Source organism: Nocardia altamirensis NBRC 108246, assembly GCF_001612685.1.
Taxonomy (GTDB): domain Bacteria; phylum Actinomycetota; class Actinomycetes; order Mycobacteriales; family Mycobacteriaceae; genus Nocardia; species Nocardia altamirensis.
This window is the reverse complement of the sequence record NZ_BDAY01000093.1, coordinates 29808-46420: the sequence shown is the minus strand read 5'-3', so window position 1 is coordinate 46420 and position 16613 is coordinate 29808. Positions and strand designations below refer to the sequence as shown.

At 65.1% G+C, this 16613-nt stretch carries 12 protein-coding genes and 2 pseudogenes; 8 read left to right on the top strand and 6 right to left on the bottom strand.

All coding sequences use genetic code 11. From position 1 onward, the window contains the following. Positions 1 to 1838: pseudogene (locus NA11_RS36935) on the top strand (MobF family relaxase); the annotation flags it as partial. A gap of 148 nt (positions 1839 to 1986) precedes the next feature. Here the strand turns inward: NA11_RS36935 and NA11_RS36930 are convergent. Next, entirely contained in the window at positions 1987 to 2355 is a 369-nt protein-coding gene (locus NA11_RS36930; protein ID WP_069166722.1) for a hypothetical protein, read from the bottom strand. Continuing rightward, on the bottom strand, positions 2352 to 3545 hold the full coding sequence (locus NA11_RS36925; RefSeq protein ID WP_501193652.1) for a helix-turn-helix domain-containing protein: 1194 nt from the start codon (positions 3543 to 3545) through the stop codon (positions 2352 to 2354). Before NA11_RS36925 ends, NA11_RS36930 begins: the two co-directional genes overlap by 4 nt. 294 nt (positions 3546 to 3839) lie before the next feature. On the opposite strand from NA11_RS36925, the gene NA11_RS36920 reads away from it, so the two are divergent. The 3 genes from NA11_RS36920 to NA11_RS36910 all read left to right on the top strand — a co-directional run bounded on the left by NA11_RS36920 (position 3840) and on the right by NA11_RS36910 (position 6545). Beyond that, positions 3840 to 4505 (top strand): hypothetical protein, encoded by a 666-nt coding sequence (locus NA11_RS36920; RefSeq protein WP_069166720.1) that lies wholly within the window; start codon positions 3840 to 3842, stop codon positions 4503 to 4505. A 205-nt stretch (positions 4506 to 4710) separates the two neighbouring features. Continuing rightward, positions 4711 to 5976, top strand: coding sequence for a radical SAM protein (locus NA11_RS36915; protein ID WP_369691184.1), 1266 nt, complete (start codon positions 4711 to 4713; stop codon positions 5974 to 5976). A gap of 38 nt (positions 5977 to 6014) precedes the next feature. Beyond that, the gene (locus tag NA11_RS36910) at positions 6015 to 6545 is read left to right on the top strand and encodes a class IV adenylate cyclase (protein ID WP_069166718.1); all 531 of its coding nucleotides are present in this window, start codon (positions 6015 to 6017) and stop codon (positions 6543 to 6545) included. Between the two features lie 152 nt (positions 6546 to 6697). Here the strand turns inward: NA11_RS36910 and NA11_RS36905 are convergent, their stop codons facing one another. Together NA11_RS36905 and NA11_RS44345 are read right to left on the bottom strand one after the other, a co-directional pair. Beyond that, positions 6698 to 7225 (bottom strand): hypothetical protein, encoded by a 528-nt coding sequence (locus NA11_RS36905; RefSeq protein ID WP_069166717.1) that lies wholly within the window; start codon positions 7223 to 7225, stop codon positions 6698 to 6700. A gap of 322 nt (positions 7226 to 7547) precedes the next feature. Further along, positions 7548 to 7706: pseudogene (locus NA11_RS44345) on the bottom strand (transcriptional regulator); the annotation flags it as partial. A 121-nt stretch (positions 7707 to 7827) separates the two neighbouring features. Here NA11_RS44345 and NA11_RS36900 point away from each other — a divergent pair. From NA11_RS36900 to NA11_RS36890, 3 genes are all read left to right on the top strand, one after another. Beyond that, complete coding sequence (locus tag NA11_RS36900; RefSeq protein ID WP_069166716.1) at positions 7828 to 8898, top strand: aldo/keto reductase; 1071 nt, start codon at positions 7828 to 7830, stop codon at positions 8896 to 8898. Between the two features lie 125 nt (positions 8899 to 9023). Next, entirely contained in the window at positions 9024 to 9680 is a 657-nt protein-coding gene (locus tag NA11_RS36895; RefSeq protein ID WP_245746470.1) for a maleylpyruvate isomerase family mycothiol-dependent enzyme, read from the top strand. A 101-nt stretch (positions 9681 to 9781) separates the two neighbouring features. Next, positions 9782 to 11896 carry a S9 family peptidase gene (locus tag NA11_RS36890; protein WP_069166715.1) on the top strand — a complete coding sequence of 705 codons (2115 nt, stop codon included), beginning with the start codon at positions 9782 to 9784 and terminating at the stop codon, positions 11894 to 11896. Positions 11897 to 11963: 67 nt separating this feature from the next. On the opposite strand, the gene NA11_RS36885 is transcribed toward NA11_RS36890, so the two are convergent. Together NA11_RS36885 and holA are read right to left on the bottom strand one after the other, a co-directional pair. Beyond that, positions 11964 to 13133 carry an LCP family protein gene (locus NA11_RS36885; protein WP_439957137.1) on the bottom strand — a complete coding sequence of 390 codons (1170 nt, stop codon included), beginning with the start codon at positions 13131 to 13133 and terminating at the stop codon, positions 11964 to 11966. A gap of 484 nt (positions 13134 to 13617) precedes the next feature. Beyond that, on the bottom strand, positions 13618 to 14589 hold the full coding sequence (holA, locus tag NA11_RS36880; RefSeq protein WP_069166714.1) for a DNA polymerase III subunit delta: 972 nt from the start codon (positions 14587 to 14589) through the stop codon (positions 13618 to 13620). Positions 14590 to 15495: 906 nt separating this feature from the next. Here holA and NA11_RS36875 point away from each other — a divergent pair. Further along, positions 15496 to 16569 carry an ABC transporter substrate-binding protein gene (locus NA11_RS36875; protein ID WP_174567787.1) on the top strand — a complete coding sequence of 358 codons (1074 nt, stop codon included), beginning with the start codon at positions 15496 to 15498 and terminating at the stop codon, positions 16567 to 16569. The last annotated feature ends 44 nt before the right edge of the window (positions 16570 to 16613 follow it).

The following is a 16613-nucleotide window of genomic DNA, read 5'->3' as shown; positions in this document are numbered from 1 at the left end:
AGATAGTGCGCTTCGCCAGTCGCGGAGAAGCGTTGGCCTCTAAAGGAATACGCGTAGGTGACCCGCTCGCGCTTGCCTGGTACCTCGACCACGGCCGCATCCACGCCGGACACCTGGGCAGCGTCTACGAAGACGCCTACCAAGGCTGGGCCGCCGACACCGCGCAAGGCGCGCATGCGGTCATGCTCGCCCCGACCCGCGACATCGTGACTGCCTTGAACATGCGTGCCCGCGCGGAAAGGCTCGCCCGCACCGGCACACTCGCCGGTCCCGATGTCGTACTTGCGGATGGGTTGGTGGCCTCAGTGGGTGACACTGTGCGCACCCGCCGCAACGACCCCCGCTTACGCGTCGGCGAACACGACTGGGTGCGCAACGGCTACACCTGGACCATCCGCGAGGTTCATCCCGACGGCACACTCACCCTCGCGCGGCGCGTCCATGACCGCGACACCGCCGCCGCCGTGCTCCTGCCCGCCGAGTACGTGTTCGAGCATCTGCATTTGGGTTACGCCGCCACGATCGACTCCGCCCTGGGAATCACCACCGACACCTGCCACGTCGCGCTGTCCGGGCGCGAGTCGCGCCAGCAGTTCTACGTGGCGATGACACGCGGACGCCTCGCCAACCACGCTTACCTCGCCACCGCCATGGCCGGAGAGGAAGGCGACATCTACACCCTGCCCGCCCACTACCCCCGCACCGCCGTCGAACACCTACACCACGTCCTCGACCGGGACGGGGCAGCAACCTCGGCCCACACCGAACTGCGCGATGCGCTGGACCCGGCCCGTCGCGTCGGCCGCGCCGTCGACATCTACCTCGACACTCTCGCCGTGACCGCCGAAAACGTTTGCGGCGCACAGCGACTCGACACGATAGACCGTATCGCCGAACAAGCCGTACCAGGGTTGACCGACAGCCCCGCGTACTCTGTCCTGCGTCAGCACCTAGCGATGCTCGCCCTCTCTGGAGCCGACCCGATCACCGCACTACGCGCCGCGATCTCCGCCCGCGAACTCGACACCGCCGCCGACCCCGCCGCCGTGCTGGACTGGCGAATCGACCCCACCGGCGCGCACTCGGCCGGACCCGGCCCGCTCCCGTGGACACCCGGACTGCCCACCAACACCACTGACACGCTCGACCCCGATACTCTCGCGCCCGTGCGAGCCCGCCAGCAGATCGTGACCGAACTCGCCACCCAGATCACCGACACCGCCCGCGCCTGGACCCCGACCACAGTCCCCAGGTGGGCGCGCAACCTACTCGCAGACCCCGAACTGCTTGCCGACCTCGCTATTTGGCGCGCCGGACTCCACATCCCAGACTCCGAGCACCGCCCCACCGGACCGACCCGCCACACCACCATCGAACGCGCCTATCAGCAACAACTACAACGCCGCATCCTCGACAACGACGCCAACACCCAACTACCCCAACATCATTGGGCCGACACCGTAGACCAAATCGACCCCCGCATCAGCACCGACCCCACCTGGCCGATCATCGTCACCTACCTCGACGCCGCCGCCCGAGCCGGAATCGACATCCAACACCAACTCACCCACTCCGCACAGCAACGACCACTCCCCGACGACATGCCCGCCGCCGCACTCTGGTCACGCCTGGAAATCGACGAAACCGACCTCACCGCCCACCAACCCGGCCCCATCTCGGACCCGGACGACCAGCCCGACCCAGCTGGGCAGGGAATCGCAGACGCCATCGACGCCGCCGACCTCGGCTACCACACCGAGTACGCCGACGACTACAGCGCAGACCAGTACGACCCCGATCAGTCGCAACCCGACGCGGGCCACGATATCGACTGGTGACAAGCTGCCGACGGCATAACCTGCGCAAGCCTCATCAAAATGGCGTGCCGCAGCCGAATATCAAGCGCGACAGTAGAATTCGCTAAACGGTCACGATCCACATGTGGACGGCACCCGAAGCGGGCACGTCGGATTGCAGCGTCGACCGTCAGGCAGGGTCGCGGCTTTCCGAAGTCCAGACGGTTTCGGCGGCGTCTGACTCGCCGAGCAAGTGTTCTCGGAGCCGTCGTGGTCCGCCTCGCGCTACCTCTATGAGCGACGCGGCTTCGCGCCCGGTCAACCCGAAGCCTTCTGTCAGCTCTATCGGAACCGTCTCAGCATCGCCGACCTTTTCCACGAAGAGACGGTTTCGCGCCTGTTTGGCGGCGTGAAGCTCCGCCGATGCCGCCTGGAACGCCTCCGACCTGGACGGCGCTCGACCTGCTTGGCCGATCGCTCCGAACTCACCGGACGCGTGAATAGCCGCATGAGCACGTGCGATCCTCAACAACACCTCGGATACGTCATCGCCACTCATGCCCCTACGATATCCCTCGCATCGAGCAACTCGTTGAGCTCCCGTACCGCTCTGGTGTCTGACCAGGGCGATAAGAGCTGACGACCATCGAGGATTGCCACGGCCAGCCTGGGCGACCGGTTCCGTTCAGCCAGCTCCGCAGCTTGCTGGACAGTGTCGGCTGCTTCCTCGATGTCGTCGAGTTGAATCAACGCCCGCTCCAGCTCCAGCAAGGTAACCGCCCTGTCCCGCGTGTAGGTCTCGGGCATGATCGCCAGTGCACGCCTGGACGCCTCAGCAGCGGGTGCCGCGTCGCCTTGGACGGCAAGGCAGTTCCCGCGATAGGAGTGCATGATGCCTTCGCCCATAAAATACGCTCGCGATTCCGACGGGTGACATGGCTCGAGTCCTGCCAGCAATGCCTCAGCCTCATCGAGCGCGGCTAGGCATGGTGATCGCTGATCGGCGAGCGCGAGCGCTTCCGCGTTACGGATCGCGACATATGCCCGTAGGTGTCGGTCCTCGCTCTGGGCGACCCAACTACGCGCCGCAACCGCATAGTCCACTGCTACGCGTGGTCGCCGCTGCCAGGTGGCCAGCTGTGAAAGATGGCACAGCATATAGCTGCCAAGGTCGGAATCCTCGGCTTCGTGCGCGTTCTCCCGTGCCTCGGTGTAGAGGCGGGCAGAGGTTGCGTAGTCCTGCGCGTCCCACGCGAGAGACCCCGCAAGTCCGGTCCATTCCGCGTACAGCGAGAGCACATCGGTCTTGAGCCACGGCGGGCAGTTGTCCAACATCGCAGCCGTTACTTGTTGTTGCGCGACGACCATTCCTTGCGCCGCAGGAGAGCCCAGCATGTCATCGAGTTGCATCGCCTGGTGCAGCGTCTCCCGCATCAAGGCCACCGCAGCCGAGTCCGGACGGCCAGCACCGGACCTCAACCACCCTGCGCGCTCGACTGTCTCACCAGTGAGCCCCAGAGTCGCTAGCGCACCAGCGCCTAATGCCCCCGTCTTGAGTAGCTGTCGCCGATTCACGTCGTCCTCATTTCCGCGCAGCTGCTCGAATCGTGCGACTACGTCGGGGGACGCTTTCGCCAGCATTGTCGAATAGGTGACCTGCCCGAGGCCGCCAATTCTTTCTCCTTTTTCCCACCGTCTTACCGATCGCTCTGCCACGCCGAGCGCCCTTGCAAAAGCGGCTTGCTTCATTCCGAATGCGTACCGGAGCGCGGCGCAATCTTCTTTCACCCATGTCGCGACAATAGCCATTACAACCCCCTGCACCGGAAGTGGTGATTGCCACTTTAACCGCGCTGGCCGGTTTCTGTCCGGTCCATGTCCGGAAATGTCCGGTGGTCTCGCGCAAGCATTTTCGCACGCCCTGCCGCGAGGACTCATGCAGCGGCCGACCAGCACAGCCGTCGGCCAGCACCGTCACCACAGTCGATGACCTACAGCCCTTGGCAGCAGCGGAACCGACTAGGACGAGCTGAAAGGGAAACCATGGATACCGACCAACAAGCCCTCGACAAGCCTCGAGCGGTCTGCCTTATCCGCCTCGACACCTCCGGGCTCGAGACACCCAGGCACGCGACGCTGGCTCAACGTCACGCTGCCGAACTCGGGTACGTCTGCCTCTACACCGTGCGCCCACCAGTCGACCATCCGGACCCGATCGGATACGCACTCGGAATTGCGGCCGGACTCGCCGCCGACGCACTGATCGTCTACGACCTCACCACGGTCGACAACATGCCGTCGCGCGTGTGCGAACTGCTCGACCTCCAGACCGTGTGCCCGCCGACCACTTGGACCGCCACCCTCCCGGCAACGATCAACTGCGGCCACGCCCACCCGGACCGGCCACTCACCATTCCCCAAGCGCGCCGAATTATGCAGCAGCTCATCGTATGTCGCGCATTTGAGTGTCCACTCAAGGCAAGCGCATACAGCTGCCTGGTCCGGGCAGGAAAAATTGTCCCTCCAGTAGACACGCTCCGCGAACGGGCTGCCGCTCGCGGCATTCCGTTCGAACCACTGCCATCCGACACTCCCCAGCCCCCTGGCCCCACCATGCAGACGCTGTTGGACGTACTCGAAGGGCTCGCCCTGCCCGACGCCGACCCTCGCCGGTTGGCCGCGCGGCTGTCGCCCGGTGTCGAGGTCTAGGAGCCATCCACGTGGACGGCACCCGATCGGAGAACTCTCGCAGTACCGTCGTCGGCGACCTCGAAGCGATGTGGCGATTGGACGGCCACTCCGCACGAATCATGTTGGTACACGACACATCTGGCGAGATCCTGGTGTCCTACGAGGGCCCTGACTATCCAGACTTGGCCTCCGCGCGGGACCGTTCGCCCGACCTATCACCCCTATGGGACGCAGTCCGCCACGACTTGTGGACCGCGATCACGCCCCCATGCCGGACGAGCAACGACCGCCGGTGGTGGGGATGAGCGCGTCAGCGAATCCCGATATCCCACCTCCACTTCGAATTTTCCACGGCACCAGCCTGCCCGCTGCTGTCGACCCACAACTGAACGGAAGGGGCACGGCCATGTTCCGTGTCGGAATCCCCACCCTCATCGACAAAGACACCACCCTGCGCGTGAAGATCCACGACGCATGCGGGCTGACTTGCACGTTCTGCCACGACGAGGGCACGCCCGTCGCCGTCGACAACCGGGAGCGGCAACCCGGCCAATTTCGCGCAGCGGGACCGAGCGGGCGCATGTCGATCTACGCCGAGACCAACGGAGCAACATTTCTCCCGGCTTCGGTTCCCGCTGACGATGAATTCGCTCACGCGCTAACCGCCCTCGGCGAGGCTTTGGAGCTGACTCAGGTCCACCTCACCGGCGGTGAACCCACATTGCATCCAGCCGTTGCCGGATTGACGAAGATCGCTGCGCGCGCCGGTTACCAAGTCGCCATGACATCCAACGGCGAACGTGGCGAGCGGGTCATACCGGACTGTGCTGACGCCGGACTGCATCGAGTGAACTTTTCGATATTCGGCACCACCGCCGCCGAACTCGCAGAAGTCCAACATGCCCGATACCGCAATCCTGTTCTCGCACAATGGAAAATCGATGCACTGAAACGGTCCATCAAGGCGTGTGAGACACACGGCGTCAAAGCGAGCGCCAACATCGTCGTGCCCGACCACACTCACGCCCCACGCGTGCACCGCTTGCTGGACGAGTACTCACCCCAGCTAACGGTCCGTCTGCTGAATTCGCTCGGCCGGGGGGCCGACTCAATCCAAGCCATCGAACGCATCCTCGCCGATCGCGGCGCAGTCGCTGAAGCGCACTACATCACCGCTGGCGTGTCCGGCGCTCGAACCGCCTATCGGCTGCCAGATCAGCGACGGGTGTACTTCAAGCAGATTCGCCCAGTACGGCTCCCGACGACGTGCGTCGGATGCCGATTCAACAACGGCACCGACTGCGAAGAAGGCTTCTACGGGGTGCGCCTGTATTACGACCAGACCGGCACCTTCCAGGTCGGTGTCTGCATCCAACGCATGGACCTATGCCTACCGCTATCGAAGTTCCTAACCAGCCCCCTCCGCACCGAGATCCTCACCTTGCGCAATGCCGAATACAACCGGCTCGCCGCCAGGCTCGCCGGATAACGTCAACCAGCACACCAACCCTCGTCAGGAGACCACAAGTGGCCATCGAGCACGAAGCAAAGATCCTCGGCATCAACCCCGGCACCATCGAGCAACAGATCCTCGACAAGGGCGGGCGCAAACTCGGCGAACAATTCATGCGTCGCTACGTCTACGACATCACCCCCGGTGATGAGTCCAAATGGATCAGATTGCGCGACAACGGAAACGGGGTCACGCTCGCGGTCAAGGAGATCACCAGCGACGCTATCGACGGAACCCATGAAGTCGAGGTGAGCGTGGGCGACTTCGCCGACACCAACGCCTTGCTCGAGATGCTGGGCTTCGCCGCCAAGTCGTACCAGGAAACCAAGCGAGTCAGCTTCACCCTCGACGGCGCACAGCTCGAGCTCGACACCTGGCCCCAGATTCCGCCATACCTGGAAATCGAAGCCGACACCAAGGCCGAGGTCGTCCGAGTCGCCGAACTGCTCGGCTACGCCGAATCAGACCTCACCGGCGAAAACACCATCAAGATCTACGCAAGCCACGGTATAGACCTCAACACCATTCGTGAACTTCGGTTCTAACCGAGTCGCCCATTACCGTGCAGGCGTGCGGATCCGGCTGTCCGGCACCGGATCCGTGCGCCAGGGGGCCGCCATCGCGCAGGTATATCGATGCGGAACGTTGGGCCGAACCGGTCAACTCATGGTGCGCAATCTCGAAATCTCCAGGGCAATCACGAGCCCGCGCGACGAAAGGAGGGCCCGAAGTACTCGTCAGGCAATCCGTGCGGCAAGCCCGCAGCTTGCCGCTCCTTCTGCTTCTGCTCCCACGAGTAGAGCGGTCCGACGATCCGGGCCATTGCCTGCCATTCCCGGCAGCCATTTGTCCGCCTACCGCACGAGCACTTCAGTTCATCGATCCCGATGGCATGATGCAGCTCGTTGATCATCCACAGATGGGCCATTGCACGGTCTCTCGACCGGAATGCAGCGTCTCGCTTCTCCTCTGCCTCAAAAACTCGAGCGTCATCTAGCCACCGCCGGACGCTCTCCGCCTCTAGGCCACGCTCATTCTTGTAGGAGTAGCGGAGATCCTCGACCAGCCTTCGCTGAGTGGCCAATTGCTCACTGAGAGAGTGAATTTCGGCCTGACGTGCATCTAGCTGTGACTGATGATCACACTCCGCCACCTTCAGTGCACCCTCCCACATCCCGATGTGATCAGAATCGCGGAGCGTCGCCTTGGCGAGCGTGTCACCCACGTGGCGACGGCAGCCGGTACAGATAACCTGATCGCTTCTCGATTTGAACGTGAAGATTCGCTCTTGCCTACAGCACAGGCAAACCACAGGGATGGGCGAATGCAGACAGTAGCTATGCACGGCGACGCTCCTTCTCCCGAAAACCTGACAGCACCGGCACGTCCTGCACTGCCATTTTCAATCGCTGACACTACTCCTAGTGGCCGACAATCGATCACACCACAACACTTGGGGTACAAGCGTGTCTGAAGTGCTGCCGCGCCCCTTCGGGGCTTGCCACACAACCCCGCGTCGCCAGGCACTATGTAGTGCTTAACCCAATCGTGACCCCCGCCAACTCGGCGACCTCCTCACGCCGCAAGCCCGGCGTGCGCCGCGCCTGCCTACGCTCCGGCAGCCCGAGATCGCCGGGCGACAGGCGTTCGCGCCGCGCGCGCAGGAAGGCAGCCAACTCGTGGGTCGCATCCACTGTTCCAGTCATCGTCTTCGATATTACGGCTGCGTAGGACTGCCTTTCCCAGGAAGAAGCTTCCCTTACCCCGCCGCTTTCGCCGCTCCAGACTTGGGTGCATCACACAGAACACCGACGACAGGAGCTGGACATGTCCGGAGCTCGCACCCTCGATACCTACCGGCTGCTCGGCCGCTCGGGACTTCGGGTGTCTCCGCTGGCACTGGGGGCGATGACCTTCGGCGTCGACTTGGGTTGGGGCGCAGACAAAGACGAGTCGCGCAAGGTCTTCGACACCTACGTCGAGCGCGGCGGGAACTTCATCGACACCGCAAGCCAATACACCAACGGCACCTCCGAGCAAATGCTCGGCGAATTCACCGCGGACAACCGTGAATCTCTGGTGCTGGCAACGAAATACACCATGCTGCGCAGGCCGAACGACCCCAATTCCGGTGGGAACCAACGCAAAAGCATGATGGCCTCGGTCGAGGCGAGCCTGCGCAAGCTGAACACCGACTACATCGACCTGCTCTACTTGCACGTCTGGGATGCCACCACCCCGGTCGACGAAATCCTGCGCGGCATGGACGATCTCGTGCGCGCGGGCAAGGTGCTCTACGTCGGCATCTCCGATGCACCGGCCTGGCAGGTTTCGCGCATGCAGACCATCGCCGACCTGCGCGGGTGGTCACCGCTGATCGCGTTGCAAGTCGAATACAGCCTGATCGAGCGGACCGTCGAGCGCGACCTCGTTCCGATGGCGCGGGAGCTGGGGCTCGGGGTGATCCCGTGGTCGCCGCTGGGTGGCGGGGTGCTCACCGGCAAGTACCGCCGCGACGACCTGAACCACCCGGCGCAGGCGTCGGTGACGGGCACGCGGAAGGACGTGGTCGCCGCCGTGGGTTCCCTCACCGAACGCGCGCTGGATATCGCCGATGTGGTCAAGGAGGTTGCCGCCGAGCTCGGGGTGACACCTGCGCAGGTCGCGCTGGCGTGGACGTTGCGCAATCCGGGCGTGACCGCGCCGATCATTGGTGCCCGCACCGCCGCGCAGTTGGAGGACAACCTCGGGGCGCTCGATGTGGAGTTCGAAGCGGCACAGGTGGATCGGCTGGAGCAGGCGAGTGCGATCGAACTCGGGTTCCCGCATGAGATGCTGGCGCGGGCGATGACACGCAGTGTTGTCCGGGGTGATTTGAAGGTTGAAGACCGCGTCTGATCGTTCGCGTACGGCGGTGTTGGCGTGGCCACCACCGCCGTGTCGCGTGTGTGATGAATCCCGCGTCTGCAGAGCGAAGTCGGCGACGGCCCGATGAGTTTCGACGACGACCACCGTCGATATGGGTGACAGCACAAGCCGATGCGGAGGACACCGTGGACCGTAATCAGATCCTGGCATGGGTGCGAGCCGAACGGCTCTCCCTCGCCGACTTCCTCGACGACCTCGATGAGCACGAGTGGCAGGTGGATTCGCTGTGCGACGGGTGGACGGTGCACCAGGTGCTCGGGCACATCACCTCGCAGGACACCGTGCGGAGCACTGTGATCGGGCTGATCCGGGCCAAGGGCAACTGGGATCGAATGAATGCGCAAGCGGCCCGTGATCATGCCACACGGTTCGCCCCCGCCGAGCTGATCGCGCAACTGCGGGCAGCCGCAGAATCCACGCACCTGGCTCCGCTCGCCAGTCCACTGGATCCCTTGGTGGACATCATGATTCACAGCCAAGACATCGCACGACCGCTCAGCCGCACCAGGGCCATGCCTACCGAGCAAGCGATCGCGGCCCTCGAGCACCTGATCCGCAGCCCGTTCTACGGTGCGCGTAAACGATTGAACGGTCTCCGACTGACCGCCACCGACGCCACATGGACGCACGGCGACGGACCCGACGAGATCCGTGGACCGCTCAGCGAGCTGTTCCTGGTCGCAACCGGTCGCTCTGTGGGTCTCGCCGGACTGACCGGACCAGGCGTCGCGCGAGTCGCCGCCGTCATGTAGACGGTGTGATGGCCTCGTTCCGTTGCGGGCCGAAACACCCACCGACAGAGGAAATCCCGCACGGCTCGAAGCTTGTCACGCACGGCCAGTATGGTCGGGGCATGTCGTCTACGCCGGACTCCTTCCCTCGCCGGAGCGCTCGCACCCAGCGATTCACGTTGGGCGCGCCACGTGCATTCACCGTGGCGCCCGACGGCGCACACGTCGTGTTCCTCCGTTCCGCCTCCGGGACGGATACGGCGAGTTCACTGTGGGTCCTGGATACCGCGCTCGGCGAGGAGCGGGTAGCGGTCGACCCTCGCGTCGTGCTCGGCGGCGCCGCTGAGGACCTGCCGCCGGAAGAGCGCGCACGTCGCGAACGCAGCCGCGAGGGCGGTGCGGGCATCGTCGGCTATGCCATCGACGATGCCGTTGAGCTGGCGTCCTTCGCCCTGTCGGGCCGATTGTTCGTCGCCGAGCTGAGGAAGGGCACGACACGTGAGCTTCCTGCCGCCGGACCGGCGATCGACCCGCGCCCCTCCCCCGACGGCAGGCACGTCGCGTATGTGGCGCACGGCGCGATTCGGGTCGTCGATGTCGAAGGCAAGGACGAGCGGGCACTCGCCGAGCCGGAGTCGGCCAACATCACCTATGGGTTGGCCGAGTTCATTGCGGCCGAGGAAATGAGCCGCTACCGGGGCTTCTGGTGGGCGCCGGACTCGCAGCGGCTGCTGGTCGCGCGCGTGGACGATACGCCGATACGGCGCTGGTGGATCTCCGACCCGGCTCAGCCGGGAAACGCACCACGCGACGTGGCCTACCCGGCGGCAGGCACCGACAACGCGGACGTGCGACTGTTCGTGCTCGGCCTGGACGGGGTGCGCACGGAGGTCGTCTGGGACCGGACGCGCTATCCGTACCTTGCCCGGGTGCACTGGTCGCAAGCGGGCGACCCGCTGCTGCTCGTGCAGACGCGCGATCAGCGCAGTCAGCTGTTGTTGGCGGTGTCCCCGGACACCGGCGCGACCAGGACCGTGCACGCCGACGAGGATCCGGTGTGGCTTGATCTGTTCCCCGGCACGCCCTGCTGGAATCCGTCGGGACACCTCGTGCGAATCGCCGACGAAGACGGCGCCCGGGTCCTCGTGATCGGTGAACACCCGCTGACCGACGCGCGGTTGCACGTGCGCGCGGTACTCGACGCCGGGCACGACGACGTGCTGTTCACCGCCTCGGCCGGCGCCGAAGCCGACGCACCCGAGACCGGCGAGATACACGTCTATCGCGTCAACGAGCAAGGTCTGCACCGGATTTCGCACGAGCCCGGCGTGCACTCCGCGGTGCGAGCCGGGGACATCACCGTGCTGGTGTCCAGCACGCTCGCGCGGCCGGGTGCCGACGTACAGGTGCTTCGGGGTGCGACGCAGGTGGCGACGATCGCCTCGCATGCGGAAGATCCCGGCCTTTCCCCTCGCGTCACGCTCACCGAGGCGGGCGCACGGCGCATTCCGTGCGCTGTGCTGCTCCCTCGTGACCACGATGGTGTGACCCCGCTGCCTGTTCTCATGGATCCCTACGGTGGCCCGCACGGCCAGCGGGTGTTCGCCGCGCACAATCCGCATCTCACCTCGCAGTGGTTCGCCGACCAGGGCTACGCGGTCGTGGTCGCCGACGGCCGCGGCACGCCCGGTCGTTCCCCGGCCTGGGAGAAAGCCATCCGAGACGAGCTCGCGGCAGTCGTCCTCGCCGACCAGGTGGACGCGCTCCAGGCGCTGGCCGACGATTTCCCCCTCGATCTGAATCGCGTCGCCATCCGCGGCTGGTCCTTCGGCGGGTATCTGGCGGCGCTCGCGGTGCTGCGCCGCCCAGATGTCTTCCACGCGGCGGTAGTTGGTGCGCCGGTCACCGATCTGCGTCTGTACGACACCCACTATCAGGAGCGCTACCTCGGCCACCCGGACGAGCAGCCGGAGATTTACCGGCGCAACTCGCTGATCGACGACGCGGGCTTGGTCGACGCTGCCGAACCGCACCGCCCGATGATGATCATCCACGGTTTCGCGGACGACAACGTCGTCGTCGCGCACTCCCTGCGACTGTCCTCGGCGCTGCTGGCCGCCGGACGGGCGCACGAGGTGCTTCCGCTGTCCGGTGTCACGCACATGACGCCGCAGGAGTCGGTGGCGGAAAACCTGCTGCGCCTTCAGCTCGACTTCCTTCGACGCTCGCTCCCATGAGCGACCCACTCGAAATGCGGCTCGGCGCAACCCATTAGGGCAGTCCGGGACATCCCGCGCAGGTGCGTCAGTTCACGCAGGGGATGGCGTTGCCGGTGATGATCGTGTCGACCGGCTTGCCGACATCCGGTGTGGGGCTGGATGATTCGGCGTTGGGGCGGGCAAGGGTGATGTCTGGAGCCGGGTGGTTGAGCAGGGCGACGGTGGGGTCGGCGTCGCTGAATGCGGCGCGGACCTCGCGGCGGATGGCGACCGGGTCGACGATGTTGACGTCTTGGCCGTTGATGGTGTCGTAGCGGAGCACCGGGAGGGTGCGGAATTCGACGGACGGGCTGTCGGATGTGCCGAGGGTGCGGAGGAAGTCGGTGATGTTCCAGCCGTCGGACAGGACGATGTTGCGGTGGGCGACGTCCATCAGCGCGGTCAGCTTGCCGACGTCGGTGAACGTGCCCGCATTGCGGAGGTCGAGCGCCACCGACGTCAGGAAAGCCTGCTGGCGGTGCGTACGATCCAGGTCGCCGTTCTCCAGGCCGTGGCGCTGCCGAACGAAGGCGAGCGACTGCGCCGGATCCAGGCGCTGCCTGCCCGCCGGGAACACCGCACCGGAGTAGTAGTTGTCGTCGACCGAGTTGTTGAGGCAGACCTCGACGCCGCCGAGCGCCTTGGACAGGTCGTAGAACCCGGCGAGGGTGACTTCGGCGAACCGATCGATCGGCACGCCGGTCAGGTCGCGCACTGCCTGCACGATCGACGCTCGCCCGGCCTCGCGGCCCGCGCGCTCGAGCGCCTTGCGATCGGTCATGCCTTGGCTGATCAGCTGGTCCTGCACGGCGGCCTTCTTCAGGCCGTACGCTTCCTTGATCTTCATGCTCGAGTAGCCGGGAATGCCGGACACCTTCACGTAGTCGTCGCGTGGAATCGACACCGCGACAATGTTTTTCATGTCGGCGGGGATGTGCACCAGGATCAGCGTGTTGGCGTTGTAGCCGCCGACGTCGCCGTCGCCTGCGTGGAGTTGGTCGACGATCTCCTGCGGCAGGTCGTCGCCGTCCTGGTCCTTGCGGGTGTCGAGGCCGATCAGCAGGATGTTCATGTCACCGGCGAGTGATCGCGGCGTATTCACGCCGAGCGCCGCCGACCTGACGAATCCTTTGTCGAATCGCCCGGCCGTTGCCCAGCCGACCGCGGTTGCGCCGAGCACCACCGCCGACAAACCGCAGGCGACTATTTTCGCCACGGTGCGGCCGATTCGGCGCCTTTGACGCACGCGATTCTTCGGCCGTCGAACGTGCCACGCACGGGTCCGCCGGAGATCGTCAACCGGGGAGACCGGTGCAGAGTGCTCGTCCATTACCGAATCCAGTTTGACATGAATTCAGTAACTGGCAATTTGCGAGATCCCAAGAGTGCATGTCGGTAAAGGTGCCGCGAGTGGTCTTCGAATCCATCAAGATGCCGTCGAGAAATCGGTGAATCGGTGGAGAAATGGTCTCTGACGGCGCGATTTCGATTGGCTGTTGGATTCGTTCGACCAGCTCGACGACACAACTTTCACATCGCTGAATGTGCACCGGTGTGTGTTTCAGCACACATTCAGCGTCACTACAAAAGCGGTGCCAGACCACGCTTCATGGCCTGGCTCAGACCCACCGTCACACGCTCGCCCGTGCCCGTGACACCCGGTAGGAATCTTCCGGCGAGCAGAACTGTGCGGCCTGAATTCAACCCGCCGAGTGGAGATCGAGGATTTGGGCGAGCGCATGCTCCAAGGCGTAGTTGGCGTCCGCCGCGCCACCTTTGACATCGGCGTTGAGCGCGGCGACCACTTGCAGCGCCGAACCAATAGTGGCGGGGGTCCAGTTGCGGGCTTGCGCCTGAGCCTTTTTCACTTTCCACGGCGGCATGCCCAGTTGCTGAGCCAATTTGAACGGATCCCCACGGCCCGCGGAACCAACCCTGGCAATGGTGTGCACGGAATCGGCAAGAGCATCGGCGAGCAGAACATGTGGCACGCCACGATCATTCGCCCACCGCAACGCTTCCATCGCCCCGGAACGATCACCAGCAACGGCGAGTTCGGCGACATCGAAACCGGACACCTCCGCCTTACCGGAGTAGTAGCGCCGAACCGCCGAGACATCGATCTTCCCGCCGGTGTCGGAGACCAGCTGCGAGCAGGCCGCAGCCAGCTCACGCAGATCGGACCCGACAGACTCCAGCATCGCCTGCACCACGTCGCCGGCGACCCGCACCCCGGCAGCGCGGAACTCGTTGCGCACGAACTCCACTCGCTCGGCCGCCTTCGTCAGCTTGGCGCAGTCATGCCCCACCGCACCGACCTTCTGCAGCGCGGGCACCAGTGCCTTCGCGCGCCCACCGCCCGAATGCAGCACCACGAGCACGACGCCCTCGGGCGGATCGCTCGCCGCGTCGGTGATCACCGCGACCGCGTCCTTACCCGCCTCGGCCGCCGACTCCAGAATGATCACCCGGTCCTCGGCGAACAGCGAAGGACTCAACATCTCGGCCAGCTCAGCGGTGCTCGCATCGCCCGCCCGCATCCGATCGACCGGCACCGCATCGGCGTCCGGCGCCAACGCCCGCACCTGCGCGGTGATCTCCCCCACCGCCCGCTCGACCAACAACTCTTCGTCACCGAGCACCAGGTGCACCGGCGCAGGCCGCTCACTCATCCCCGCACCTCACAGACTTTCGACTCGACCAGCAACGCGGCGATACCCATCTCATGCCCACCCCTCACCAACACCCCGCTCGGGTAGGACCGAGAACTCGACTGTGCGCGCCTCGCCCTCGCCACACTCCATCGAACGCGAAGGTGGTGTGTCCATGGTTCGCTCGCTGCGGTCGGTCACGGCAGAGATCCTACGGTCACCCTCCGACAGACCCCCGACACCGGTCGCGCGTGTCAACGGGTGCGGGCGTGATCCGGAACGTCGTTTCGACCGCCTGCCAGACCTAACCCCGCCGACACCACCCGTGCCCCACGCCACCCACGGGAGATCACGACACTCGCTGCACCTGTTGTTTACATCGCACGCACCTCAGGCACTTCGCATGCATGTCAACGGGCGATCTGCTCAACAGCCGTTCGATCTCCATTCCGGGTGTGAACCTGGCTCTGACCAACATTTCGCGATCGGCTCTGCCCGCTGGAGCGGCACGGCATCTGTCCGGAGCTATGCCGCTCAAGGTGATCCGACGGGTAGCCGGACGGCCGACAAAGTGCGGTATCCGGATGTTCTGAACCGCAGCGCGCCTCAGCCTGCTGCCGTGTGGCATGGAGCAACGCCGTGTGGTTGGCCGACATTGCCCGAGATACGTTGCTGGACAAGTGCTCAGGGGGCATTGAGGTAACTGGCCTCTCGACCGATGCCGCCCTCATTGCCCCTGATCGCCCGACCAGTCGCGGTCGCCGCGTCCAGCGGCATTGGGGACGTCCGGTTGGGCGGCTGGATCGCGGTTGGCCCGGGCGGTTTCGAGTCGGTGTTCAATCCAACGATGGCTTCTCGAAGCCGGGCAACTCAGCGAACAAACGAATCGGTTGCGAACTGAGGATGGTGGTGGATGCAATATCCGGCATGGGATCACCTGTCCGGATCGGCGCTCTCGTTCCGTTGACTCGGCCCGGCTGGGTCGAGGCGGGCCAACACTTGCTCGCTGGACTCGAGCTGGCTGTTCACGACGTCAATGCTGCGGGTGGGCTCCTCGGGAGACCACTCGAGTTGGTGGTCCGGGACACCGCGGCTGATCCGCAGCGGGCCGCGGCGGCCGTCGCCGAATTGGATCGCCTGGGCGTGGCGGCCTTGGCCGGGGAGTATCACAGCGTCGTCGCTCGCGCCGCTGCCGCCAAGGCCGACGCCTTCGGTCTGCCGTTCCTCTGCTCGTCAGCGGTTCTCGACGTGCTCACCGAGCAGCCAACGGAGTGGATCGCGCGCATCGCCCCTGCGCAGTCCCACGGCTGGCAGATCTATGCAGGATTCCTGCTCAGCGCGGGCCACAGTCGAATTGCCGTCGCAGCGGAACCGAGTGTCTACTGGGCAGCCGGGACTCGTATTCTGCGGGACTACCTCACTCCCCGAGGCGGCACCGTCATCGAACTCGACATGCACGCGCTCACTCCCACGGCCGCGTGCGACGAACTCGTCGACAATCGCGCGACAGCCCTCCTTCTTCTGGTCGGCCACCCCGAGCCCGCAGTGTCGCTCGTCAAGTCTGTCCGCCGCGACCAGCGCCTCGCCGAGATCATGATCGGTGCCCCAGCCGGCCAGCCGGAGTTCGCCGAATGGGCGACCCTGCTGGGTGACGACAGCGCCGCGATCCCGTTCTTGCGCTATCTACCCGAGCGCCTCAGTCCACTCGGCGCACGCATCGAGACAGTGCTGCGCGAGCGACTGACTCAAGCGCCCTCCTTCGTCGCTTTCGAGGGCTACGACACGATCGCCGTCCTCGCCGATACGCTGCGCTCTCACGGCGCAGACCGGGCCCGCATTGCCGAATCCTGGCCCCGAGTCGCAGTCGAAGGCACCCGCGGACCAATCCAGTTCTCCCGCATCCCAGGCCTCAAAACTTGGCAATGGGCTTGGCCGCCAATCCAAGTCGTCGATCGAGATCCCGCGGATCCCCATCGCTTCCGGATCCTGCACACCGGCTGACGGAGGACCGCCGCTTGGATCCGCACGGGTCGCGGCACGACAGG

Bases quoted from the DNA above. Each gene is read 5' to 3' on its own strand.
- NA11_RS36915 (WP_369691184.1), top strand. From the start codon at position 4,711: ATGGGACGCAGTCCGCCACGACTTGTGGACCGCGATCACGCCCCCATG.
- NA11_RS36930 (WP_069166722.1), bottom strand. From the start codon at position 2,355: ATGAGTGGCGATGACGTATCCGAGGTGTTGTTGAGGATCGCACGTGCT.
- holA (WP_069166714.1), bottom strand. From the start codon at position 14,589: ATGAGTGAGCGGCCTGCGCCGGTGCACCTGGTGCTCGGTGACGAAGAG.
- NA11_RS36925 (WP_501193652.1), bottom strand. From the start codon at position 3,545: ATGAAGCAAGCCGCTTTTGCAAGGGCGCTCGGCGTGGCAGAGCGATCG.
- NA11_RS36875 (WP_174567787.1), top strand. From the start codon at position 15,496: ATGGGATCACCTGTCCGGATCGGCGCTCTCGTTCCGTTGACTCGGCCC.
- NA11_RS36890 (WP_069166715.1), top strand. From the start codon at position 9,782: ATGTCGTCTACGCCGGACTCCTTCCCTCGCCGGAGCGCTCGCACCCAG.
- NA11_RS36900 (WP_069166716.1), top strand. From the start codon at position 7,828: ATGTCCGGAGCTCGCACCCTCGATACCTACCGGCTGCTCGGCCGCTCG.
- NA11_RS36920 (WP_069166720.1), top strand. From the start codon at position 3,840: ATGGATACCGACCAACAAGCCCTCGACAAGCCTCGAGCGGTCTGCCTT.